Below are 22,084 nucleotides of genomic sequence, written 5' to 3' on the forward strand. Positions count from 1 at the left end.
TCTCTGGGTGTTTTGTTGGGGATGGCGGGGTCAGATGGCTTTGTTCGTGCGCAGCGCTTGCACGGCTGCATCGTCCAGACCCAGCTCACGCAAGATGGCCTCGGTGTGTTCGCCCACGGCGGGCACGGGGTCCATGCGGTAGTCGTAGCGGTTGTTGCGCCCGGGGGGCAACAACGCCGAAATGTTGCCCGCTGGCGAGCCCACGTCTTGCCAGCGTTCACGCGACTTGAGCTGCGGGTGGGCCCAAAGCCCAGCCATGTCGTTCATGCGGGCGTTGGCAATTTGCGCCTGGTCCAGCCGTGCCTCGACCTCTGGCGTGGTCATGCGGGCGAACATGCCCACGATGAGTTGCTTGAGCTGCGCACGGTTGTCGCTGCGCAAGGCATTGGTGCAAAAGCGCGGATCGTTGGCCAAAGCAGCATCGCCCAGCACCACCTCGCAAAATACTTTCCACTCGCGCTCGTTTTGCAGGCCCAGCATCACGGTGCCACCGTCGCCTGCCGCAAACGGGCCATAGGGGTAGATGCTCGCGTGCGAAGCCGCGCTGCGTGGTGGCGGCGTGGCACCGTCGTAGGCGTAGTACAGCGGGTAGCCCATCCACTCGGCCAAGGCTTCGAGCATGGACACATCGATGTGGCTGCCCTGGCCAGTTTTGCCGCGCAACAACAGGGCCGACAGGATGTTGCTGTAGGCGTACATGCCGGCCGCGATGTCGGCAATCGAGTTGCCGGTTTTGGATGGGTCTTCGGGCGTGCCGGTGATGGACAGCATGCCCGCCTCGCTCTGAATCAACAGGTCATAGGCTTTTTTGTCGCGGTAAGGGCCGTCTTCGCCATAGCCCGAAATGTCGCAAACGATCAGTTTGGGGTGCGCAGGGCTGAGCGCTTCGAACGACAAACCCATGCGAGCAGCCGCACCGGGGGCCAGGTTTTGCACCAGCACATCGGCGCTTTGCAGCAAGCTGCTCAGCACCGCCATGGCCTCTGGGTTTTTGAGGTCCAGCGTCAGGCTTTCTTTGGAGCGGTTGGTCCACACAAAATGCGAGGACTGGCCGCGCACCCGCGTGTCGTAGGCCCGCGCAAAGTCGCCCGCACCGGGGCGTTCGATCTTGATGACGCGTGCGCCCAAGTCGGCCAGTTGCCGCGTGCAAAAGGGCGCGGCGATGGCGTGTTCGAGAGAGACAACGGTGATGCCGTCCAGAGGTCTTGTCATCGTTTTCACCCTGACTCAGAACGAACGGGGCAGCCCGAGGATGTGCTCGGCCACATAACTGAAAATCATGTTGGTCGAGACCGGGGCCACTTGGTACAGGCGGGTTTCGCGGAACTTGCGCTCGATGTCGTACTCGCAGGCAAAGCCAAAGCCGCCATGGGTTTGCAGGCAGACATTGGCCGCTTCCCAGCTGGCCTTGGCCGCCAGGTACTTGGCCATGTTGGCTTCGGCCCCGGCGTTTTGCATGGCGTCAATTTTTTCGCAGGCTTTCCAGCGCATGAGGTTGGCCGCTTCGAGTTCGATGAAGGCATCGGCAATCGGGAACTGCACGCCCTGGTTTTGGCCAATGGGGCGGCCAAACACCACACGGTCTTTGGCGTACTTTGTGGCGCGGTCGATGAACCAGTAACCGTCGCCAATGCACTCGGCCGCGATCAGCACGCGCTCGGCGTTCAGGCCGTCGAGCAAGGTCTTGAAGCCCTTGCCCTCTTCGCCCAAAAGCGCGTCTTCGGGAATCTCCAGGTTGTCAAAGAACAGCTCGTTGGTCTCGTGGTTGACCATGTTCAAGATCGGGCGCACCGTCAAGCCATTGCCGATGGCCTGCTTCAAATCGATCAGAAAGCATGACAAGCCTTCGGAGCGCTTGGTGACCTGGTCGGCGGGCGTGGTGCGGGCCAGCAAGATCATCAGGTCGCTGTGCTGGATGCGCGAGATCCAGACCTTCTGGCCGTTGATGACCCAGCGGCCATCTTTCTTGACGGCGGTGGTTTTGAGCTTGGTGGTGTCCGATCCGGTGGTGGGCTCGGTCACACCCATGGACTGGATGCGCAATTCGCCGGTGGCGATCTTGGGCAAAAGCGTGTTTTTCTGCGCGTCAGAGCCGCTGCGCACGATGGAATTCATCACGTACATCTGGCCGTGGCAGGCGCCCGAGTTGCCGCCCGAGCGGTTGATCTCTTCCATGATCACCGAGGCTTCGGCCATGGACAGACCCGAGCCGCCGTATTCCTGTGGAATCAGCGCGGCCATCCAGCCGGCTTTGGTCAAGGCGTCCACAAATTCTTCGGGATAGCCGCGTTTTTCGTCCACCTTGCGGTGGTACTCGTCAGGGAACTGCGCGCACAGGGCGCGCACAGCGTCGCGGATGTCTTGGTATGGGTCGGGTGAGGTGTGCATGGTTTGGATATCGGTAAAAAAGTCAGGCCAGCGTGGCTTGCGCTTGCATGGTGAGCCAGCCTTCGTGGTCGCAGGCCCACAGCGCAACCGTCTTGCCGTCGGCAGAAGGCTGGCCATTCAGTCGGAAGGGGTGCAGGTCAAAAGTGGGGCGCACCGCGCGAAACTGGAACGAGGCCAAGCAGGCGCCAGGCACTTGGCGGCGCAACAGGTCCACCAACAAGGTGGCGATCAGCGGGCCGTGCACGATCAGGCCGGGGTAGCCTTCTTCTTGCGTGACATAGCTGCGGTCGTAGTGGATGCGGTGGCCGTTGAAGGTGAGCGCCGAAAACCGGAACAGCGAGACCGGGTCGGGCACGAACTCGCGCTGCCAAGGCGCGCCGGTCTCGGCGGCGGTGGGCGGCACTTCGGGCGCGCCAGGCACAGCGGCTGCGCGGTACACGATGTCGTGGGTTTCGGTCAGGCACAGGCCCTGGGCATTGCTGAAAGCGTGTTCGACCTCAACAAACAGCAAGTCGCCGCTGCGGCCCGATTTGTGTTTGACCGAGGCGATGCGTGACTGCTTTTGCGCGGCATCGCCCACACGCAGCGGGTTATCGGTTTGCCACTGCAGGCGGCCCCCGGCCCACATGCGGCGCGGCAAGGGCACGGGCGGCAAAAAACCTCCGCGCAAGGGGTGGCCATCCGGCCCGATTTGGCTTTGCGGGGCCTGCGGCAAAAAGTACAGCCAATGCCACAGCGGCGGCACGTCGCTGCCCGCGGCTTGGCGCGCGTCGTCGCGGTCAAGCAGGGCGCTTTGGCCACGCAGCGGGGCGGCCACGATCTCGTCGGTCAAGACTTCACTGCGGCCTTCCCAGCTGCGCAGGTGCGCGACTTGGGTTGCGTCTAAATGAGAGAGGGTTGTCATGGGGTCGATCTTCGCGCAGTTGGAGCCGGGAGGCCGTCTGTCTTTGTGAAAGCCCGCCCTTGTAAGTTAAAAAGCGGGGTCATGCCTTGTGCACTTGAGCAGCGGCCCATTGTTCCAGCAGCTCGCGCTTGAGCACTTTGCCGCTGAGTGTCATGGGCATGTCTGGCACCAATGCCATGGTGGTGGGCCGCTTGTAAGGCGACAAATGTTCATGGGCATGGGCCTTCAGGGCCTGCAGGTCCAGCTGCACGCCGAGCTTGGCTTCGATGAAGGCCAGGATGTCTTCGTTCCCATCGGCCGTCTTGCGGCCGACCACCGCCACTTTTTGCACGCCGGGCGAGGTCAACAACACGGCCTCGACCTCGCCGGGGTACACATTGAATCCCGAGCGGATGATCATTTCCTTCAGACGCCCCACCACCTGCAAGGCGCCATCGGCGTCTTGTCGGCCGAGGTCGCCGCTGGCGTACCAGCCGCCGGACTTGATGACCTGCGCGGTGATCTCGGGGTCGCGGAAATAACCGGGCATCAAGCCCACGCCGCGCATCCAAATCTCGCCGGTCTCGCCAACCGGCAGGTCTTGGCCATCGGCGCCGATGATGCGCAGCTCGGCCCCCTCGACCAAGTAACCCGCGCTGGTGTCCGAACGCCGTTCGTTCAGGCGACAGAGCGTCAAAGCGCCCGCGTATTCCGAGAGGCCATAGCCGTGGTGCAAGGGTTTGTCAAAGCGCGTTTCGATCGCCTGCTTGACGCTCAGGTCCAGCGGCGCTGCGCCGGTGTAGACGTAGCGCAGGTCAGGTGCGGCCGGGTGTGCAATGCCCTGGTCGTCAAGCCAGGTCAGCAAACGGGTGAACATGGCCGGCGGGCCTTGCAGCTGCGTCAGGCCTTGATGGGCCAGCGCGTCAAAAACATCGGCCGGGTCAAACTGGCTGCGCATGAGCAGGCCCGAGCCCGCGTGCAGCGAGGCCATGAGCACCGTGCCCAGACCAAAAATGTGCGTCATGGGCAAATAGGCGTACGACCGGTCCGCCGGTCCCAGTTGGCGCGACTGCGCCGAGACGCGCGCAAACTGCAACAGCCCCGCGTGCGTGAGCATCACCCCCTTGGGCTGGCCCGTGGTGCCCGAGGTGAAAATGATCGCGGCCACCTGTTCAGCCAAATCGCCTGTTTGAGCCGTGGCCTGCAGCATGACGGCTGCGCGCCGCAAGCCAGGCAGCACGCTCTCTTGGGTGTCGTGTTGCTGCGCATGCTGGCGCGCCGCCTCAGACACACCCACCGTGAAATACAGCACACGCGCATCGGCCTTGACGGCAAAACCCGCCAGCTCAGACGCCGTCACGCGGGCATTGACCCCGCAGGCCCAGGCCCCCACACGGCTGCAGGCCAGCACCAGGGCCACATGCTCGGGACAGTTTTCGGCGGCCACCAGCACACGGTCGCCCACACGCACACCCGCTTGGCGCAGCTCGGCCTCGAGCAAGTCCACCTGCTGGGCCAACTGGCCCAGCGTCATCACCCCTGGCGTCAAATACAAAAAGAGGTGCTCAGGGGCCTGTGCAACGCGTTCATCAAACAGCTGATGAATGCGCGTGTGCGGTGAGTTCAATTGCAAAGCCATGTTTTATTCGAAGGTCATGCCTTTGGTGACCTCCGCCCACAAAGCGTGTTCGCGGCGCATGCGGTCGGCGAGGTCGGCGGGCTTGGCATTCCAAATCACGTACCCTTGATCGACCCAGCGCTTGTTCAGCTCGGGGTCTTGCAGAGCGCGCGCAGTGGCGGACGTGATCTTCTGGCTGAACTCTGCGTTCATGCCCAGCGGGCCATACAGACCGTACCAGCCACCCACGTCGTAATCGCGGATGCCCAACTCGGTCATGCTGGGCAGTTGCGGCAGGGCTGGGTTGCGCTCTTTGGAGGTCACGGCCAAAGGACGGACCTTGCCGCTGTCGATGTGGGCCTTGGCCCCGCCCACGATGTCAAACATCATCTGGATCTGCCCGCCCATCACGTCGGTCATGGCCGGGGCGTTGCCCTTGTAGGGCACATGCGTCATGGTGATGCCCGCACGGCGCGCAAACAACTCGCCGCTCAGGTGGTTGGATGCGCCCATGCCCGCCGAACCATAGGCCAGTTTGCCGGGATTGGCTCTGCCAAAGGCGACCAACTCGGGCAAAGTTTTGAACGGTTGATTTTGGTTGATGACCAGCACGTTGGCATAACTGAGGATGGTCGCCAGCGGGGTCATGTCCTTGAGCGGGTCAAAGGCCATGGCTTTGAGCACATGGGGGCTGATGGTCATGGTGGGGCTGGCGGCATAGAAAATTTCCAGGCTATTGGCCGCAGACTTGACCACGGTGTTGCCTGCCACCGCACCGCCGGCGCCGGGCCGGTTTTCCACAATCACGGGCTGGCCCAGTTCGCGGCTGAGCACCGGGGCAAACACGCGCGCCGATGAATCCACGGGCCCGCCTGGGGCGTAACCCACGATGAGCTTGACCGTGTTGTTGCCTGTGGATTGGGCCCACACAGGCAGGGCGGATGTGGTGCACACCGCCCCCAAAAGGGCCATCAGTAAGCGGCGCTGGGTGGATGAGGTTTTTGTCATGGTTTGTCTCCTGGGTTTTTCATGGTTGCTGGCTTGGGGGTGATCGGTTGGGGCCGCGCTCAAGGGGATGCGACCAGGCCTGCGCGCGCGCAAGAGCAGCGCGGCAGTCGGCCACCATGCGCTCAATCAAGTCGGCACAAGTGGGCACATCGTCGATCAGGCCAATCACCTGGCCCGCCGCCACCACGCCGCCGTTCACGTCGCCCGATTGCAGGGCCTGGTTGCCGCGCTGGCCTGCGACCAGGTGGCGGATGTCTTCAAAAGTGCAACCGCCTTCGCGGTTTTCAGTCGCCACCACTTCTTGCGAAACAGCGTTGCTCCATGCGCGGGTGGTGTTGCGCATCGTGCGGAACATCAGTTTTGTGTCGCGCTCGGTGGCACCCACCAGGGCCTGCTTGATGTTGTCGTGCACCGGCGCTTCTTGGGTGACCAGAAAGCGCGTGCCCATGTTCACGCCCTCAGCCCCGAGCGCCATGGCGGCGGCCATGCCGCGCCCGTCAGCAATGCCGCCCGAGGCGATCACGGGCACCTTGAGCGCCTGCACCGCCAGCGGAATCAGCACCAGGCCCGGCACATCGTCTTCGCCAGGGTGGCCTGCGCATTCAAAGCCGTCGATGCTGATCATGTCCACCCCATTGCGCTCGGCCGACAGGGCGTGGCGCACCGAGGTGCACTTGTGCACGATGGTGATGCCCGCGTCCTTCATGCGCCCAATGAAGTCCTTGGGGCTGTTGCCTGCGGTCTCCACGATTTTGATGCCGCTGTCGATGATGGCCTGCAGGTACTCGGCATAAGGCGGCGGGTTGATCGAGGGCAAGATGGTGAGGTTCACCCCAAACGGCTGGTCGGTGAGCGTGCGGGTGCGGGCAATCTCTTGCGCCAGCGCCTGAGGTGTGGGCTGGGTGAGGGCCGTGAGCACGCCCAAGCCGCCCGCGTTGGACACGGCCGAGACCAGCTCGGCCTTGCCCACCCATTGCATACCCCCCTGAATGATGGGGTAGCGAATGCCCAGTGATTCGGTGACGCGGGTTTTCATGGTCTTGCTGGCCTCAAGCGTGCGCTTCGCGCACCATGTTGCGACCGATGATGATTTGCTGGATCTGGGTTGTCCCCTCATACAGACGGAACAAACGCACGTCGCGGTAAAAGCGCTCGATGCCGTACTCGGACAGGTAGCCCGCGCCACCCAGGATCTGCACCGCGCGGTCGGCCACCCGGCCGCACATCTCGGACGCAAACATCTTGCAGCACGAAGCCTCGGTCGAGACGTTGCGGCCCTCGTCGCGCTTGCGCGCGGCGTCGATCACCATGCACTCGGCCGCATACAGCTCGGCCTTGCTGTCGGCCAGCATGGCCTGCACCAGCTGGAATTCGGCGATCGACTGGCCAAACTGCTTGCGCTCGATGGCGTAGCGCAAGGCGTCATCCAGGATGCGCTGGGCCACGCCCACGCACACGGCCGCCAGGTGGATGCGGCCTTTTTCGAGCACTTTCATCGCGGTCTTGAAACCCCGACCTTCTTGGCCACCGATCAGGTTGGCGGCGGGCACGCGCACGTTGTCAAACATCACGTCGCAGGTGTGGGCGCCCTTTTGGCCCATCTTCTGGTCATTTTTGCCCAAGCTGATGCCAGGCGACTGGGCGTCCACGATGAAGGCCGACACGCCGCCTGCGCCCTTGTCGGCCGGGTTGGTGCGCGCCATGAGCGTGAAAATTTTGGAGTGCGGCGCGTTGGTGATGTAGCGCTTGGTGCCGTTGACGATGTAGTGCTCGCCCGCACTGTCCGTGCCTCGGATGGCGGTGGTGCGCAGCGAAGCCGCGTCCGAGCCCGCTTCAGGTTCGGTCAGCGCAAACGAGGCGGACAACTCGCCGGTGGCCAGCCTGGGCAGGTAATGGGCTTTTTGTTCTTCGGTGCCGTCCATCAGGATGCCTTGCGAGCCGATGCCCACCGTGGTGCCGATCACCGAACGGAAGGCGGGCGAGGTCTTGCACAGCTCGAACAAGAGCCGCGACTCTTCTTCCATCGTCAGTTCCAGGCCCCCATAGGCCTCGGGGATGGTCAGGCCAAACAGGCCCATCTCGCGCATCTCTTGCACGATGGCTTCGGGGATCTCGTCGGTTTGCGCCACTTCGTTTTCGGCAGGCACCAGACGCTCGCGCACGAAACGGCGCACCGAGTCGAGCAGGGCTTCAAAGGTGTCGGGGTCTCGGATCATGGCTTGCTCACAAGGTTTCAAACGTGCCGAGGATGGCGGTGGTCTGGCTCGACAGCGTGCCGCCGTTGCCGTGGGCCAGCGCGGTCTGCGCACCTTGCACTTGGCGCTCGCCGCCTTCGCCGCGCAACTGGCGCACGGCTTCGATCACGGTGAAGATGCCGTACATGCCAGGGTGCGTGCACGACAGGCCGCCGCCGTTGGTGTTGACCGGCAAACGGCCACCGGGCGCGATGCCGCCGCCCTCCACAAAGGCACCCGCTTCGCCTTTTTTGCAAAAGCCCAGGTCTTCCAGAAACAGCAAGGTGTTGATGGTGAAGGCGTCGTACAGCTGCACCACATTCATGTCGGCGGGCGTGAGGCCGGCCATGGCAAAGGCTTCGCGCCCCGACTGGTTGGCCGCCGTCACGGTCAGGTCGTGCATGGACGAGATCTGGCGGTTCCAGTTGGCGGTGGCGTTGCCCAGCACGTAGACCGGCTTTTGGGGCAAATCGCGCGCACGCTCGGCGCGCACCAGCACAAAGGCACCGCCGCCGTCCGTGACCAAGCAGCAGTCGCGCACCGACAAGGGGTCAGACACCATGCGGGCTTGGAGCACATCGTCGATGGACAGCGGATCGCGCATGAAGGCTTCAGGGTTGCGCTGCGCCCAGGCGCGCGCAGCCACCGCCACCTCGGCCAGCTGGCGGCGTGTGGTGCCGTATTGGTGCATGTGCCGGCGCGTGGCCAGCGCATAGGCGCTCAGCGGTTGCATCGGGGCGTAAGGGGTTTCGTAAGGCTGCGGGTCCATCACGCGGCGCGCTTGCGCGATCTCGGCACGGCCAAAAGTGGACGTGCGCTGCGTGCTGCCGTAGCAGACCAGCACCGCATTGCACTGGCCGGACTGCAAAGCCATCATGGCCGGCAGCAGGTGCGCCACAAAGCTGGAGCCGCCCAGCATGGTGCCGTTGATGTAACGCGGGTTGATGCCCAGATATTCCGTGACGGGCATGGGCCACATGGTGGACAAGACGCTGGCGGTGCACAGGCCGTCGATGTCGCTCATCTTCAAACCGGCATCGGCCACGGCCGCACGCGCAGCGCGGGCCAACACCTCCATCTCGGTGAAGCCCGTGGCCTCGCCACAGCCAAAGGTGGCCACCCCGGCAATGGCGGCGCTGCCGCGCAAAGCCTTGAGGCCCGATGAGGTGTGCACCGCAGCCGATGCCGCCGGGCCACGGGGCACGGGCTTCACCGACGTGGCCTCTGTGCTGGCCGGGTCAAACACCACCAGGCCTTGGCCCTTGTCGACCACCACGCGGGCCTGCACCCGCTGGCCCACCTGCACGGCGTCAACAGGTTCCATGTCCACGCGGGCCATCAGGCGCACGCCTTCGTCCAAGTCGATCAGGCAGACGTTGTAGTCACCGCCTGCGTCGGGCTTGCGGCGGACCGTCGTGACCGAATACACCGTGCCCAGACCGCTCGGATCCACCAGGGCGAGCGCCTCGCTGCCGCAGTGCGGGCAGACCTCGCGCGGGAAATAAACATGTTGGCCACAGCCCTGGCAGTGCTGGATGGTGAAACGGCCGGCATCGAGCGCGGCCTGGTGCTGTGCCAGCACACCGGTGTCTTGTTGCATCGTTGACATGGTCATGATTTAAATGGGGTCCCAGCTGAAGACATCGCCCGAACGCTCCAGGTCAAAAAAGCTGGATTTGAGGGCGGGCATGGCTTGGTCCAGCACCGATTGCGGCGTCCAACCTTCGCTGCGGTGCACCGAGCGGATGGGGCGCGGCTGGCTCATCAAAAAGATCTCGTTGTTGCGCACGGCAAAAACCTGGCCGTTCACATGGGCCGAGTCGTCACTGGCCAGGGCCACGGCCATGGGCGCGATCTTGGCGGGGGTCATCTGCTTGATGCGCTCGACGCGGGCTTGCTCTTCGGGCGTCTCGGTCGGGATCGAGCCGATCATGCGGCTCCATGCAAAAGGCGAAATGCAGTTGGAGCGCACATTGAACTTTTGCATGTCGAGCGCGATCGATTTGGACAGCGCGGTCACGCCCAGCTTGGCCGCCGAATAATTGGCCTGACCAAAGTTGCCCACCAGCCCCGAGGTGGAGGTCATGTGGATGTAGTTGCCACTTTCTTGTTCCTTGAAGTGCGGGGCTGCAGCGCGGCTGACGTAGAAAGCGCCGTACAAATGCACTTTGAGCACGGCGTCCCATTCGTCCATGCTCATCTTGTGGAAGAAGCGGTCGCGCAAGATGCCTGCGTTGTTGACCACCACGTCGATGCGGCCAAAGCTGTCGATGGCCGTTTGGATGATGCGGGCCGCACCTGCGGCGTCAGACACGCTGTCGGTGTTGGCCGCAGCCTGACCGCCCAGGGCCTGGATTTCATTGACCACCTGTTGGGCGGGGCCGGCGTCTTGGCCTTCGCCCGAGACGGACGCGCCAATGTCGTTGACCACCACCCGGGCGCCTTCGCGGGCCATGGCCAGCGCAATGTCGCGGCCAATGCCGCCGCCTGCGCCGGTGACCACCACGACTTTGTCCTGAACCAGTCCTGCCTTGCTCATGTTGTTCTCCTGCGGGTGCCGGGGTGCGGGCCTTTCAGGGTCTGCGCACCCCATGGGGGTTGATGCATCTTGATGTGTTCAAGGATTTCAAACAATCTGCCAATGCGGAAGCGGGTCTTTCGCAATGCCGAACTCAGGGTAAGCCCTTGGGCCCGGGTTCAGCTTTTCTCCAGAGCCGGCCAAGCAAACAAGGGCGGCTGCTTGGTCAAAAAGCGGTTGACGGCTTCGCGGTGCTCGGCGGTGCCTGCGGCCAAAGACTGGGCTTGCGCTTCGGCGCTCAGCATGTCCTGCAAGCCACCGCCCAAAGCGCTGTTCAGACTGCGCTTGATGAGCGCCACAGCCGCAGGCGACGCGCCCACAAAACTGCGGGCCATGGCCTGCGCCCGAGGCAACAGCTGGTCCGGCTCGTGCAGCTCCATCACGATGCCCAGCCGCAAGGCCTCTTGCGCGTCGATGTCGCGGGCCGAGAGCATGATTTCTTTGGCACGCTGCACGCCCACCACGCGCGGCAAGGTGTAGAGCGCGCCCACATCGGGCACCAGCCCCACCTTGAGGAAAGACATGTTGAACCAGGCGCGTGGTGTGGCCAGCACAAAGTCGGCCGACAAAGCCAGGCTGAAGCCCGCACCCGCGGCCGCGCCATCGACCGCAGCAATGACCGGGCGGTCGAGCGTGAGCAAGACCTGCAACCACGCATGCAGGGTCTGCATGCGCTGGAGCCAGCCGCCGTTGTCGAGATTGGCGGCCGCAATGTTTTTCAGGTCACCGCCCGAACAGAAGTGCCCGCCCGCGCCCGTCAGGATCACGGCACGGATGCTGCGGTCTTGCTGGATGTGTTGCAAGGCAGCCGCCAGTTCTTCGCGCATGGCGGGCTCGAGCGCATTGCGCTTGGTCGGGCTGTTGAAGGTCAGGGTAGCAACCTGTTCGGTCACCTCAAATTGGAGCAAGGATGTGTGGGTCATGGTCATGTCAGCGCAATCACGGCTTCTCCGGACAATTTGATCTGGCCTTCGGCGTTGGTGGTGGTCAGCGACAAGCGCACGCGGCGCTCGCCACCCACTTCAAACTTTTCGGTCACTTGGCCTGTGCAGGTGATCTTTTCGTGCACCTGGGTCATGGCGGCAAAGCGCACGCTGTAGTCCCGAATCGCCGTTTGCGGCACCCAGTTGGTGAGCAAGCGGGCGAGCCAGCCCATGGACAACATGCCGTGCGCAATCACATCGGGCAAGCCCGCGATGGCAGCAAAGTCGGTGTCGACGTGGATCGGGTTGTGGTCGCCCGAAGCGCCGCAGTACAGCGCCAGCGTGAGGCGCGAAACGGGCGGCAACTCCAGCGCGGGAATGGCATCGCCCACTTGCAGGGCATCCAAGGAGAGGAGTGTCATGGGGTGTTCCTTATGCGCTGGGGCCGTGGCGCAAAACCGTCACAGCACGCAGATCGGCGACATGCTCGCCACGCTGGTTGCTGACATGGGTTTTGCGGACGACGAATTCGAGTGCGCCGCCCTTCTTGTCGTAGATGTCTTCAATGCGCTGCTCAAAGCGCAGCACATCGCCCGCATAAGCCATGCGGTGGAAGGTGAAGCCCTGCTCGCCGTGCAGCAGCTTGCGGTAGTCCATGCCGAGCAGGTTGCGGATCGCAGCCGGGTCGGGCGACTCCAACTCTAGACAAAACAAAAACGTGGGCGGTACGGGCAAGGCTGGGTGCCCCGCCGCTTGGGCTGCGGCTTCGTCGGTATAAATGGGGTCGGTCTGACCCGTGGCCTTGGCGAAAAACCGCAAACGGCCTTTTTCCACCAACACCTCAAAAGCGGGCATGCTGTGGCCAATGTATTGGCGGTCGATCATGATTCACCTCCGAAATGGCTGTCAGGTGAAGCCGGGCCGATGGCCCAGCTCTTATGGTTCCGAAGCACCCCTCGGATGTGTGCTGATCTGAACAACCCAGCACCATCGATCAGGCTCTGACATCGGTTCCTCTCATGTCATCCTAAGCCACCCTCTCTTGGCTGGGTGGCTGCAACTGTCACCAAGGTTTGGGGCCTCGCCAACAAGCCGAGCAAAACACCCCCTCTTGGCCAGAACAATTGACCTCCCCGATAATCGAGGGTTTTAAGCATTTGCAGCAAAGAACACCATGAGCACATTCCAAACCACCGGCGCACGCGCTACGGGCCTGGCCACCATCGCCGCTGACGGCACCGTGCTGGACACCTGGTTCCCCGCCCCCGAACTGGCGGCCGATGTGGCCGCCAGCGGCAGCACCCGCCTGACCCAGGCCGAAGCCGTGGCGGCGCTGGGCGCTGACGTGGCCCAGGCCTTGGCCCCGTGCGCCGTGCGCAATGCCACCGTGGTCGCCGTGCGCACCGAAATCAAAAGCTTGGCCGACGCGCCCGCCGACACGCACGACGCCTACCTGCGCCTGCACTTGCTGAGCCACCGCCTGGTGTTGCCGCACGGCGCCAACGTGACCGGCATTTTTGGCCTGCTGCCCAACGTGGCCTGGACCAACTTTGGTCCGTGTGCCCTGGCCGATGTGCCTGCTGCTCGGTTGAAAGCCCGTGGCACCGGCCGCGTGCTGGAGATCAAGGGCCTGGACAAGTTCCCGCAGATGACCGACTACGTGATCCCGTCTGGCGTGCGCATCGCCAACGCCGACCGCGTGCGCCTGGGCGCGCACCTGGCCAGCGGCACCACCGTCATGCACGAAGGCTTTTGCAACTTCAACGCGGGCACCTTGGGCGCCAGCATGGTCGAAGGCCGCATCAGCGCCGGCGTGGTGGTGGATGACGCCAGCGACATCGGCGGCGGCGCCTCCATCATGGGCACGCTGTCGGGCGGCGGCAAAGAGGTCATCAAGGTCGGCAAGCGTTGCCTGCTGGGCGCCAACGCCGGCATCGGCATCTCGCTGGGCGACGACTGCATCGTCGAAGCCGGTTGCTACATCACGGGCGGCAGCCGCGTGCAAATGCCCGACGGTTCGGTCATGAAAGCCAAAGAACTGTCCGGCAAAAACGGCATTTTGTTCCGCCGCGATTCACAGTCGGGCGCTTTGCACGCCATCCCGCGCAACAAGAGCTGGGGCGAATTGAACGCGGAGTTGCACAAAAACTGATGGGGGTTCTGCGCCCAACCACACGGCGTGTACGCGAGAGCGGCACGCCGTTTTGCTTTCAAGGCAATCCCCTACGCCCTCAGGCTGGGCTCCTACAAAAAGACCACCGCCCGACTCAGGTTTTGGCCAGGTGCGCTTTGGCCAAGGCCACGTACCAATCCAGGCACCCCGGGTTGGCCATGGCGTCTTTGTTGACCACTTTTTCCAGCGGCTGGCCCAGCATGAGTTTCTTGATCGGCAGCTCCTGCTTCTTACCAGACAGGGTGCGCGGAATCTCGGCGACCTGAAAAATGTCGTTCGGGATGAAGCGCGGGCTGAGCGCCACCTTGATGGCGTTGTTCAGCTTGGCCTTGACCGCGTCGTCCAGTGTTGTGCCGGGCCGCAGCACCACAAACAGGGGCATGTAGCTTTCCTTGCCCAGGTATTCCAGGTCCACCACCATCGAGTCCATGACTTCGGGCAGGGCCTCGACCGCGCTGTACAGCTCGCTGGTGCCCATGCGCAGGCCATAGCGGTTGATGGTGGCGTCGCTGCGGCCAAAGATCACGCAGCCTTCACCCTCGCCTTGCGCGTTGCCAATGCGCAGCCAGTCGCCATGCCGCCAGACACCGCCCATGCTGGCCGGCCCGTCGCCGCCACCGGGCATGCGGCCGTGGCCTGCGGGGTACATCTCAAAATAACTGGCCAGATAACGGGCGTTGCCCTTGTCGTTCCAGAAGTACAGTGGCATGGACGGGATGGGCTGGGTGCAGACCAGCTCGCCCACTTCGCCGATCACCGGTTCACCGGCTTCGTTCCAGGCTTCGACCGCACACCCCAATTCGCGGCACTGCATGACGCCGGGCTCTTGGGGGAGTTCTCGATGACCGCCGACAAAAGCACCCGCAAAGTCGGTGCCGCCTGAAATGTTGCACCACCAAATATCGGTGCCGATGGCCTTGAATTGATCGACACCCCAGCTTTGGGTTTCGGGCGACAAGGGTGAGCCTGTGGTGCCCAAGGCGCGCACCCGCGACAAATCACCACAGCGGGCAATGTCCACGCCCGCCTTTTGGCAGTTGGCAAAGAAAGCCGCGCCAGCACCAAAAAAGGTGACTTTTTCTTCAGCCGCCATGCGCCACAAAATGCCCCAGTCCGGTTTGTCTTTGCTGCCGCCGGGGTTTCCGTCATAAATCACGCAAGTCACGCCGTTCAGCAAACCAGCCACTTGCGCGTTCCACATGACCCAACCGGTCGAGCTGTACCAATGGAAACGCTCGCCCCAGCTGTTGGACTGGTAACTGCAGCCAATGTCGTTGTGCAGGATCTTGTTGGCCAGCGCCACGATCACGGTGCCGCCATGGCCGTGCACGATGGGTTTGGGCAGGCCCGTGGTGCCACTCGAATACACAATCCACAGCGGGTGGTCAAAGGGCAGCCACATGGGCTCGAAGGCGTGCACCTGGGCGTCGTCTCGCGCGGTGATGGCCGACATCTGCACGCTGGCCCCCACATCGCAATTGGCCAAATCCAGCGTGCCCAAGTTTTCGTGGATGACCACATGCTGCACGCTGGGCAAAGCGTTTTGCAACTCTTGCACCACAAGCATGCGGTCAAAGTCGCGCCCGCCATAGCTCACGCCATCCACGGCCACGAGCACTTTGGGCTCGATCTGTTTGAACCGGTCCAGCACCGCGTTGGTGCCCATGTCCGGCGCACAAATGCTCCACACGCCACCAATGCTGGCGGTGGCCAAAAACGCCACCATGGCCTCAGGGATGTTGGGCATGTAAGCGGCGACCCGGTCACCCGGCTGGATGCCTTGGGCTTGCAGGTGCAAGGCCATGGCGGCCACTTGGCGGCGCAGCTCGGGCCAGGTCACCTCGCGGCGCAGGCCCTTTTCGTTGTGGCTGATGACGGCCAAAAACCCCGCCTCGTGCGCGGGTTGCACATGGCGCAGCACCTGGTGCGCGTAATTGGTCTGGGCCCCGGTGAACCACTTGGCCCCCGGCATGACGTTGTTGGCCAGCACCGCGGTGTGGGGGGTTGGCGACTGAAAATCAAAATAGTCCCAGATGCTTTGCCAAAATGCGTCGAGCTCGGTGACCGACCAACGCCACAAGTCGTTGTAAGTGGCAAAGCTCAGGCCACGTTCATCGCGCAGCCAGTTTTGGTAAAGCCGGATCTGAGGCCGATGGGGCGCTGGGGCCGAAACAGTTTTGTCGGTATTCATAGGGAACAGCGTAGCAGTGGGCACATCGCGCTGTCACCCCAAAAACCCTGAAAACACGCACTTAGGCGACAGGGTCTTTCGCCATGCGCTGGCTCTTCCAGTACACATCGTCGCCGCCGTTCATGCGGTTGAGCACGCGGGCCAGCACAAACATCAGGTCTGAAAGACGGTTGAGGTACTGGCGCGGGGTTTCATTGATGGCCTCTTCATTGCCCAAAGCCACACACGCACGTTCGGCGCGGCGGGCCACGGTACGGCACACATGGGCTTGCGAGGCACCGCGTGAGCCCGCGGGCAAGATGAACTCTTCCAACTTGGGCAACTGCGCGTTGTATTTTTCCAAGGCCTCGTCCAGTGCGGCCACAGCTTCTTCTTTGAGCAGCTCAAAACCGGGAATCGACAACTCACCCCCCAGGTTGAAAAGCTGGTGTTGCACCTCCACCAGCAGTTCGCGCACGTCGGCCGCCATGTCTTCGCACAGCAGCAGGCCGATGTGCGAGTTCAGTTCGTCCACCTCGCCCATGGCGTGCACGCGCAGGCTGTTTTTGGACACGCGCTGGTTGTTGCCCAAGCCGGTGGTGCCGTTGTCGCCGGTGCGGGTGGCGATTTGTGTGAGTCGGTTGCCCATGGGTTTGCTCTCTCTTTTTGTTCGCTCAAGGCTGCAGGATTTGCAGAAATCGCCCACAGGGTGGGCGCCTACAGAGATGGTCGATTGTCGGCCAAGTCCCCTTGGCTTGTCTGACAAAGGACAGCATGGCCACTGTTTGCGGCGTAAACTGCGTTTTCGCATGTCTGGTGGGTTCGCCCTGCCGCCCCATCGATGCTACTGGAGAGACCCATGAACGCCCCCACCGCAGCCGCCCATCTGGCCCCCGAAATCGCGCAACGCGCCGTGCCCGAAGCGTTTTTGACGGCCCTCAAAGCCCGCTTTGGCACCAACTGCTCGACCGCGCTGGTGGTCCGCGAGCAGCATGGGCGCGATGAATCGGCCTTCACCCATGTGCCGCCACCGGCTGCCGTGGTGTTCGCCGAAAACACCCAGGACGTGGCCGACGCCGTCAAACTTTGCGCCGAATTCAAGGTGCCGGTCATCCCCTTTGGCGTGGGCTCCTCGCTCGAAGGCCATTTGCTGGCGGTGCAAGGCGGCATCAGCATCGACCTGACGCGCATGAACAAAGTGCTGTCCATCAACGCCGAAGACCTGACGGTGACGGTACAGCCGGGCGTGACGCGCAAGCAACTCAACGAAGAGATCAAATCGACCGGGCTGTTCTTCCCGATCGACCCCGGCGCGGACGCGACCATTGGCGGCATGAGCGCCACGCGCGCCAGCGGCACCAACGCTGTGCGCTACGGCACCATGCGCGAGAACGTGCTGGCCATGGAAGTGGTCACCGCAGCCGGCGAAGTCATCCGCACCGGCACCCGTGCCAAAAAGTCGAGCGCCGGCTACGACCTGACACGCCTGATGGTGGGCAGCGAAGGCACGCTGGGCGTGATCACCGAAGTCACCGTTCGCCTGTACCCCTTGCCCGAAGCCATCTCGGCGGCCATTTGCTCCTTCCCCAGCATCGAGGCGGCGGTACGGGCGGTCATCCAGACCATCCAACTGGGCGTGCCGATTGCCCGGGTGGAGCTGATCGACCACAACACGGTGCGCATGGTGAATGCTTACGCCAAACTGGGCCTGCGCGAAGAGCCCATGCTGCTGATGGAGTTCCACGGCTCGCCCGCGGGCGTAAAGGAACAAGCCGAAACCGTCCAAGAAATCGCCAGCGAGTTTGGCGGCAATGCCTTTGAATGGGCCACCACCCCCGAAGAGCGTACGCGCTTGTGGACCGCACGGCACAACGCCTACTTTGCGGCCATCCAGAGCAAGCCCGGCTGCCGCGCCATCAGCACCGACACCTGCGTGCCCATCAGCCGCCTGGCCGACTGCCTGCTCGACTCGATCACCGAAACCGATGCCAGCGGCCTGCCCTACTTTTTGGTCGGCCATGTGGGCGACGGCAACTTCCACTTCGGCTATCTGATCGACCCGAACAACCCTCAAGAGTGCGAAACCGCCGAAGCGCTGAACCAGCAATTGGTCAGCCGCGCCCTGCGTCTGGGCGGCACTTGCACGGGCGAGCACGGCATTGGCCTGCACAAGATGGACTTCTTGCGCACCGAAACCGGCGAGGGCGCGGTGGACATGATGCGCACCATCAAGCGGGCGCTGGACCCGCACAACATCATGAACCCGGGGAAGATTTTCTCGATGTGAGCATGCGCCAAGGCCTGGTCGCAGGCCTTGGCGCAGGTCAGGGCCTCAGAGCGCCGGTGCCTTGACCGAACCCCACACCGCTTCCATGGCCATGCCGATGGCCAGCAAGTTGGCGTCAGAGCCCAGTGGGCCATCGATCTCCATGCCCACAGGCAAACCGCCCGCTGTCAGACCCGCGGGAATTGACAGACTGGGAATGCCGGCGTTGGTGCAAGGGTCGGTATGAAAAATGCAAGTGCCAAAGGTGTCGCGTGCCGTTTGTTTCGCCACACCGCCGACGGTGTAGGGGAGTTTCCCTGAACTGGAGCCAGCCGCAGCATCGATCTTGGGCGCAGCCAAGAGGGTCGTTGGGAACAACACGCACTCTACGCCTTGCGCCGTGAAATAGTCTTTGTAAAGTTTTTGCAGTTGTGCCCGGCCCCCTGTTGTGGGCACCATGGCCGCGGCATAGGCGGCGGCAAAGACATCACCCGCAATCGCACCAAAAGCACCCACCACGTCGGGGCTGGCCAATCCGGCCTGCACTTGTGCCACGGTGGTGACGGGTGCACTGTTGGCGCTCAAGTACGCTGGAATCGCAGCGACAGGTTCATGCAAAGCAATCGGAAAAGAGATCGCATCATTGAGCGCCATGATGCCGGTCAAGTCGGCATCGACAAACACCACGCCCGCATCGGCCAGCTTTTTCTTGGCCGCATCGGCGACTGTCTTGACGCCGTCATCAAGGTCCGTCCAGAAGGCGGCGGGAATACCGATCTTCAGACCCTTGAGCGCTTTGGCTGTGGGCACAGTACCGCCCGTGATGACGGCATCGAGCAAAGCCAAATCGGCCACGGTGCGGCCCATGGGGCCGACGGTGTCGCGTGTGGTGCTGATCGGTAGCGCGTCGTTGGCGGTGTCTGGGTAACGGCGGCCATTGCCCGCGCCTTCACCCACCGATGGGCGAAAGCCTGCAATGCCACAAAACGATGCGGGCACCCGGGTCGAGCCACCTGTGTCCGTGCCCAGGCCCACTGGCGCAAACCGCGCAGCCACGGCCACCGCCGTACCGCCCGAAGAGCCGCCTGGGATGCGTGTGGTGTCATAGGGGTTTTTGCAAGGGCGACTGGCTTCTTTGGTGATGGGGTCAATGCCCAAGGTAAAGTTGGTCGAGGTGATGCCAAAGGCCCACTCATGCAGGTTGGACTTGCCCAAGATGATGGCGCCTGCATCCAGCAGTTTCTGTACAGAAGGCGCGTTGGTTTTGGGCTGAAAGTTGCGCAGCGATGAGGTGCCGCCCGTGGTTTTCATGCCTTTGGTGTTGATGTTGTCCTTGACCACAATCGGCAAACCCGCCAACGCGCCCAGTGTTTTGCCTGCAGCGCGGTCGGCATCGACCTGTTTGGCCGCAGCCAAGGCACCGGCTTCGTCGATGCTGATCATGGCGTTGAGCTCAGACAATGACTTGGCGCGGTTGATCAAGTTGGTGACATAGGCGGTGGCGGTCAAGCTGCCTGCTTTGTAGGCGGCCAGCGCCTGCGTAGCGGTGAGGGCCAGCTGTTCGTCTGCACTCATTGCCGCCGCGCCACTGCTGCCACCACAGGCTGTCAAGCCCACGCCACCCAACATGGCGGCCGCTGATACAGCGCCCGTGCTTTTGAAAAAATGTCGACGTGATGCATTAGGGGTCATGATGGTCTCCTTGGATGTTGAAACGCCCGAATGGACGTTCTTTGCATGCTAGGCAGCCCATCTGTGCTCAACCATCCTGCAGAGTCAGGAGGCAAGCGCCATCAGATTCTCAACTTGTGCACCAGTGCCGCACGGTTGCTGACGCCCACTTTGCGGAAAGCATTTTCCAAATGTGTGCGTACGGTGGTGCTTGAAATTTGCAAGTTCCGCGCGATTTCCTTGTCCGTCAAGCCCAGCATCACCAAGCGTGCCGTATCTTGCTCACGGGGCGTCAGGCGCTGCGACAAGGTATTGAGCAGCACGTCATTGCGCTGGCTCGGCCTTTGTGCCCGGGCCAATGCCGTCACGAAAGCCGGCTGCAGCATGTCCAACAGGCGCAGCTCATCCAGGGAAAAGTTTTCACGCCGCTTGTCACGCCAGATGCGCATGTCGCCCAGGTTTTGTCCTTGGTGCCATGCGTACAGGTTCACACCCCAATAGAGACCATCCTTGTTCAAGAAGTCATTGAAGAACTCGGTTTTTTTGAGGTCTTCATGGGCAATCACATCGGTTGCACGAACAGCCACCTGATAGCGCTGCATCAGGGGTGTGATGGGGTCATGGAACTGGTAATAACTTTCATAGGCACGAAGGTTCATCGGATCCATGTTGATCTGGGTGGCCTGTGCAAAGCTCAATGATCCTGGCTGCCAGACGTAACTGGCATAAAACTGTGCCCCTAGCAATTGCATGACCAAGTCGCCCATGATTTCACGGATTTCCCGTTCTTCATGGGGCTCGGCCAGCGTCTGCATGATGTGGCTCAGCAGCGTTGTTTGTTTTCCACTGAGGTACACGACCCACCTTCTCGCCTGTTTTCCTTCATGGATTACATATCTATCCTGACAACCCCCCAACCGGGTTTGCCCCATCCTGAACTTCAAGGATGTCCCGATGGCGATGCGCCTGAATGGGTGGGTGGGCCGTATCAGTTGGACGCACTTGGGCGCCGTGTCCACAACCACTGCGCCAGGCCCCCCACCACCACACCCCAAAAGGCCGAGCCCACGCCAGCCACCGTGACACCCGACAGCGTCACCAGAAAGGTCAGCACGGCGGCATCGCGGTGCTGCTCGTCCTTGACGGCCACCGCCAAACCGGCGGCCATGGTGCCCAACAACGCCAAACCGGCCACCGCCAACACCAGCGCCTGCGGAAACGCCGCCATCAGGCTGACGATGGTGCCACCCGCCAAGCCCAAAGCGATGTAGAGCACACCCGCCGCCGCCGATGCCGTGTACCGGCGGCTCGGGTCAGGATGGGCCTCTTTGCCCATGCAGATGGCGGCGGTGATCGCCGCCAGGTTGAGCGCATAGCCGCCAAAAGGGGCCAGCAAGAAACTGGCCAAACCGGTCGCCCCAACCACTGGGGACACCGGGATGTCGAAACCCGAAGCCCGCTGCGCGGCCACACCCGGCAGGTTCTGAGAGGCCATGGTGACCACAAACAACGGCAGGGCCACGCTGACCATCGCCGTCCAGCTCCAGGCCGGGCTCACCCACACGGGCATGGCCCAGGTCCAGGCCACACTGGACACGTTCAACTGGCCTTGCAAAGCGGCCACACCCATGCCCACCAGCAACACCACGGGCACAGACCAGCGCGGCCACCCGCGTCGGCCCAGCACATAGGCCACGGTCATGGCGATCACCAGCACAGGCGCTTGCACCACGGCCCCTACCGCGTCCAGCGCAAAGCGCGCCAACACGCCGGCCAACAGGGCGCTGGCCAGTGCCAAGGGGATGTGGGACATCAGGCGTTCAAACCAGCCGCTGTAGCCCACCGCCATGATCAGCAGCGCGCACACCATGAAAGCGCCCGTGGCCTCCGGCAAGCTCACGCCCTGGGTCACCGCCAGCACCGCCGCACCAGGGGTTGACCAGGCCGTCAGGACCGGCAGGCGGTACCACAGGCTCAGGCCCAAGCTGGTGATGCCCATGCCCAGGCCCAAGGCCCAGATCCAGGACACGGTTTGGGCCGGCGTGGCACCCAGGGCTTGCGCGGCCGAGAACACAATCGCCGCAGAACTGGTGAAGCCCACCAGCACCGCCACACAACCGGCCACCCCGGTCGACAACGACAGATCACGCCAGACGGAGCTCATGCGTTCCC

The 22,084-nt window shown here is 63.0% G+C and carries 19 protein-coding genes and 1 pseudogene; 2 read left to right on the forward strand and 18 right to left on the reverse strand.

Annotated elements, in window-relative coordinates; translation table 11 throughout:
- Positions 1-30: 30 nt before the first annotated feature.
- From B472_RS05895 to B472_RS05950, 13 genes and pseudogenes are all read right to left on the reverse strand, one after another.
- Entirely contained in the window at positions 31-1,212 is a 1,182-nt protein-coding gene (locus B472_RS05895) for a CaiB/BaiF CoA-transferase family protein (RefSeq protein WP_019426090.1), read from the reverse strand.
- Between the two features lie 15 nt (positions 1,213-1,227).
- Positions 1,228-2,388, reverse strand: coding sequence for an acyl-CoA dehydrogenase family protein (locus tag B472_RS05900; protein WP_019426091.1), 1,161 nt, complete (start codon positions 2,386-2,388; stop codon positions 1,228-1,230).
- 22 nt (positions 2,389-2,410) lie between these two features.
- Entirely contained in the window at positions 2,411-3,292 is an 882-nt protein-coding gene (locus B472_RS05905; protein ID WP_019426092.1) for a MaoC family dehydratase N-terminal domain-containing protein, read from the reverse strand.
- Between the two features lie 79 nt (positions 3,293-3,371).
- Complete coding sequence (locus B472_RS05910; protein ID WP_019426093.1) at positions 3,372-4,910, reverse strand: class I adenylate-forming enzyme family protein; 1,539 nt, start codon at positions 4,908-4,910, stop codon at positions 3,372-3,374.
- 3 nt (positions 4,911-4,913) lie between these two features.
- Positions 4,914-5,897: a tripartite tricarboxylate transporter substrate binding protein gene (locus tag B472_RS05915; RefSeq protein WP_026039378.1), complete on the reverse strand. Its 984-nt coding sequence runs from the start codon at positions 5,895-5,897 to the stop codon at positions 4,914-4,916.
- A 19-nt stretch (positions 5,898-5,916) separates the two neighbouring features.
- Positions 5,917-6,933: a nitronate monooxygenase family protein gene (locus B472_RS05920; RefSeq protein ID WP_019426095.1), complete on the reverse strand. Its 1,017-nt coding sequence runs from the start codon at positions 6,931-6,933 to the stop codon at positions 5,917-5,919.
- Positions 6,934-6,946: 13 nt separating this feature from the next.
- The gene (locus B472_RS05925) at positions 6,947-8,113 is read right to left on the reverse strand and encodes an acyl-CoA dehydrogenase family protein (protein WP_019426096.1); all 1,167 of its coding nucleotides are present in this window, start codon (positions 8,111-8,113) and stop codon (positions 6,947-6,949) included.
- A 7-nt stretch (positions 8,114-8,120) separates the two neighbouring features.
- Positions 8,121-9,344, reverse strand: coding sequence for a thiolase (locus B472_RS05930; RefSeq protein ID WP_026039379.1), 1,224 nt, complete (start codon positions 9,342-9,344; stop codon positions 8,121-8,123).
- Positions 9,345-9,416: 72 nt separating this feature from the next.
- A pseudogene (locus B472_RS17320) lies at positions 9,417-9,746 on the reverse strand (Zn-ribbon domain-containing OB-fold protein); the annotation flags it as partial.
- A 3-nt stretch (positions 9,747-9,749) separates the two neighbouring features.
- Entirely contained in the window at positions 9,750-10,670 is a 921-nt protein-coding gene (locus B472_RS05935) for an SDR family NAD(P)-dependent oxidoreductase (protein WP_019426098.1), read from the reverse strand.
- 158 nt (positions 10,671-10,828) lie between these two features.
- On the reverse strand, positions 10,829-11,638 hold the full coding sequence (locus B472_RS05940) for an enoyl-CoA hydratase/isomerase family protein (RefSeq protein ID WP_019426099.1): 810 nt from the start codon (positions 11,636-11,638) through the stop codon (positions 10,829-10,831).
- On the reverse strand, positions 11,635-12,054 hold the full coding sequence (locus B472_RS05945; RefSeq protein WP_019426100.1) for a MaoC family dehydratase: 420 nt from the start codon (positions 12,052-12,054) through the stop codon (positions 11,635-11,637). The genes B472_RS05940 and B472_RS05945 overlap by 4 nt, the downstream gene beginning before the upstream one ends.
- Positions 12,055-12,064: 10 nt before the next feature.
- The gene (locus B472_RS05950; RefSeq protein ID WP_019426101.1) at positions 12,065-12,517 is read right to left on the reverse strand and encodes a MaoC family dehydratase N-terminal domain-containing protein; all 453 of its coding nucleotides are present in this window, start codon (positions 12,515-12,517) and stop codon (positions 12,065-12,067) included.
- 289 nt (positions 12,518-12,806) lie between these two features.
- Between B472_RS05950 and dapD the strand changes: the two genes are divergently transcribed.
- Entirely contained in the window at positions 12,807-13,784 is a 978-nt protein-coding gene (dapD, locus tag B472_RS05955; protein ID WP_019426102.1) for a 2,3,4,5-tetrahydropyridine-2,6-dicarboxylate N-succinyltransferase, read from the forward strand.
- A 115-nt stretch (positions 13,785-13,899) separates the two neighbouring features.
- Here dapD and B472_RS05960 read toward each other — a convergent pair whose 3' ends face one another.
- Both B472_RS05960 and B472_RS05965 read right to left on the reverse strand, forming a co-directional pair.
- Positions 13,900-15,996 carry an acetoacetate--CoA ligase gene (locus B472_RS05960; protein ID WP_019426103.1) on the reverse strand — a complete coding sequence of 699 codons (2,097 nt, stop codon included), beginning with the start codon at positions 15,994-15,996 and terminating at the stop codon, positions 13,900-13,902.
- A gap of 61 nt (positions 15,997-16,057) precedes the next feature.
- Positions 16,058-16,624 carry a cob(I)yrinic acid a,c-diamide adenosyltransferase gene (locus B472_RS05965; RefSeq protein WP_019426104.1) on the reverse strand — a complete coding sequence of 189 codons (567 nt, stop codon included), beginning with the start codon at positions 16,622-16,624 and terminating at the stop codon, positions 16,058-16,060.
- A gap of 210 nt (positions 16,625-16,834) precedes the next feature.
- Between B472_RS05965 and B472_RS05970 the strand changes: the two genes are divergently transcribed.
- Positions 16,835-18,262 (forward strand): FAD-binding oxidoreductase, encoded by a 1,428-nt coding sequence (locus tag B472_RS05970; RefSeq protein ID WP_019426105.1) that lies wholly within the window; start codon positions 16,835-16,837, stop codon positions 18,260-18,262.
- Between the two features lie 45 nt (positions 18,263-18,307).
- Here the strand turns inward: B472_RS05970 and iaaH are convergent, their stop codons facing one another.
- The 3 genes from iaaH to B472_RS05985 form a co-directional block, all read right to left on the reverse strand.
- On the reverse strand, positions 18,308-19,870 hold the full coding sequence (iaaH, locus tag B472_RS05975) for an indoleacetamide hydrolase (protein ID WP_019426106.1): 1,563 nt from the start codon (positions 19,868-19,870) through the stop codon (positions 18,308-18,310).
- A 164-nt stretch (positions 19,871-20,034) separates the two neighbouring features.
- A complete protein-coding gene (locus B472_RS05980; RefSeq protein ID WP_019426107.1) occupies positions 20,035-20,727 on the reverse strand; it encodes a LuxR C-terminal-related transcriptional regulator in 693 nt (230 codons plus the stop codon).
- Between the two features lie 173 nt (positions 20,728-20,900).
- Positions 20,901-22,076, reverse strand: coding sequence for a benzoate/H(+) symporter BenE family transporter (locus B472_RS05985; protein WP_019426108.1), 1,176 nt, complete (start codon positions 22,074-22,076; stop codon positions 20,901-20,903).
- Positions 22,077-22,084 lie beyond the last annotated feature (8 nt).

The organism is Limnohabitans sp. Rim28, from assembly GCF_000293865.2.
Classification (GTDB): domain Bacteria; phylum Pseudomonadota; class Gammaproteobacteria; order Burkholderiales; family Burkholderiaceae_C; genus Limnohabitans_A.

Bases quoted from the DNA above. Each gene is read 5' to 3' on its own strand.
- B472_RS05895 (WP_019426090.1), bottom strand. From the start codon at position 1,212: ATGACAAGACCTCTGGACGGCATCACCGTTGTCTCTCTCGAACACGCC.
- B472_RS05900 (WP_019426091.1), bottom strand. From the start codon at position 2,388: ATGCACACCTCACCCGACCCATACCAAGACATCCGCGACGCTGTGCGC.
- B472_RS05905 (WP_019426092.1), bottom strand. From the start codon at position 3,292: ATGACAACCCTCTCTCATTTAGACGCAACCCAAGTCGCGCACCTGCGC.
- B472_RS05910 (WP_019426093.1), bottom strand. From the start codon at position 4,910: ATGGCTTTGCAATTGAACTCACCGCACACGCGCATTCATCAGCTGTTT.
- B472_RS05915 (WP_026039378.1), bottom strand. From the start codon at position 5,897: ATGACAAAAACCTCATCCACCCAGCGCCGCTTACTGATGGCCCTTTTG.
- B472_RS05920 (WP_019426095.1), bottom strand. From the start codon at position 6,933: ATGAAAACCCGCGTCACCGAATCACTGGGCATTCGCTACCCCATCATT.
- B472_RS05925 (WP_019426096.1), bottom strand. From the start codon at position 8,113: ATGATCCGAGACCCCGACACCTTTGAAGCCCTGCTCGACTCGGTGCGC.
- B472_RS05935 (WP_019426098.1), bottom strand. From the start codon at position 10,670: ATGAGCAAGGCAGGACTGGTTCAGGACAAAGTCGTGGTGGTCACCGGC.
- B472_RS05940 (WP_019426099.1), bottom strand. From the start codon at position 11,638: ATGACCATGACCCACACATCCTTGCTCCAATTTGAGGTGACCGAACAG.
- B472_RS05945 (WP_019426100.1), bottom strand. From the start codon at position 12,054: ATGACACTCCTCTCCTTGGATGCCCTGCAAGTGGGCGATGCCATTCCC.
- B472_RS05950 (WP_019426101.1), bottom strand. From the start codon at position 12,517: ATGATCGACCGCCAATACATTGGCCACAGCATGCCCGCTTTTGAGGTG.
- dapD (WP_019426102.1), top strand. From the start codon at position 12,807: ATGAGCACATTCCAAACCACCGGCGCACGCGCTACGGGCCTGGCCACC.
- B472_RS05960 (WP_019426103.1), bottom strand. From the start codon at position 15,996: ATGAATACCGACAAAACTGTTTCGGCCCCAGCGCCCCATCGGCCTCAG.
- B472_RS05965 (WP_019426104.1), bottom strand. From the start codon at position 16,624: ATGGGCAACCGACTCACACAAATCGCCACCCGCACCGGCGACAACGGC.
- B472_RS05970 (WP_019426105.1), top strand. From the start codon at position 16,835: ATGAACGCCCCCACCGCAGCCGCCCATCTGGCCCCCGAAATCGCGCAA.
- iaaH (WP_019426106.1), bottom strand. From the start codon at position 19,870: ATGTTGGGTGGCGTGGGCTTGACAGCCTGTGGTGGCAGCAGTGGCGCG.
- B472_RS05980 (WP_019426107.1), bottom strand. From the start codon at position 20,727: ATGCAGACGCTGGCCGAGCCCCATGAAGAACGGGAAATCCGTGAAATC.
- B472_RS05985 (WP_019426108.1), bottom strand. From the start codon at position 22,076: ATGAGCTCCGTCTGGCGTGATCTGTCGTTGTCGACCGGGGTGGCCGGT.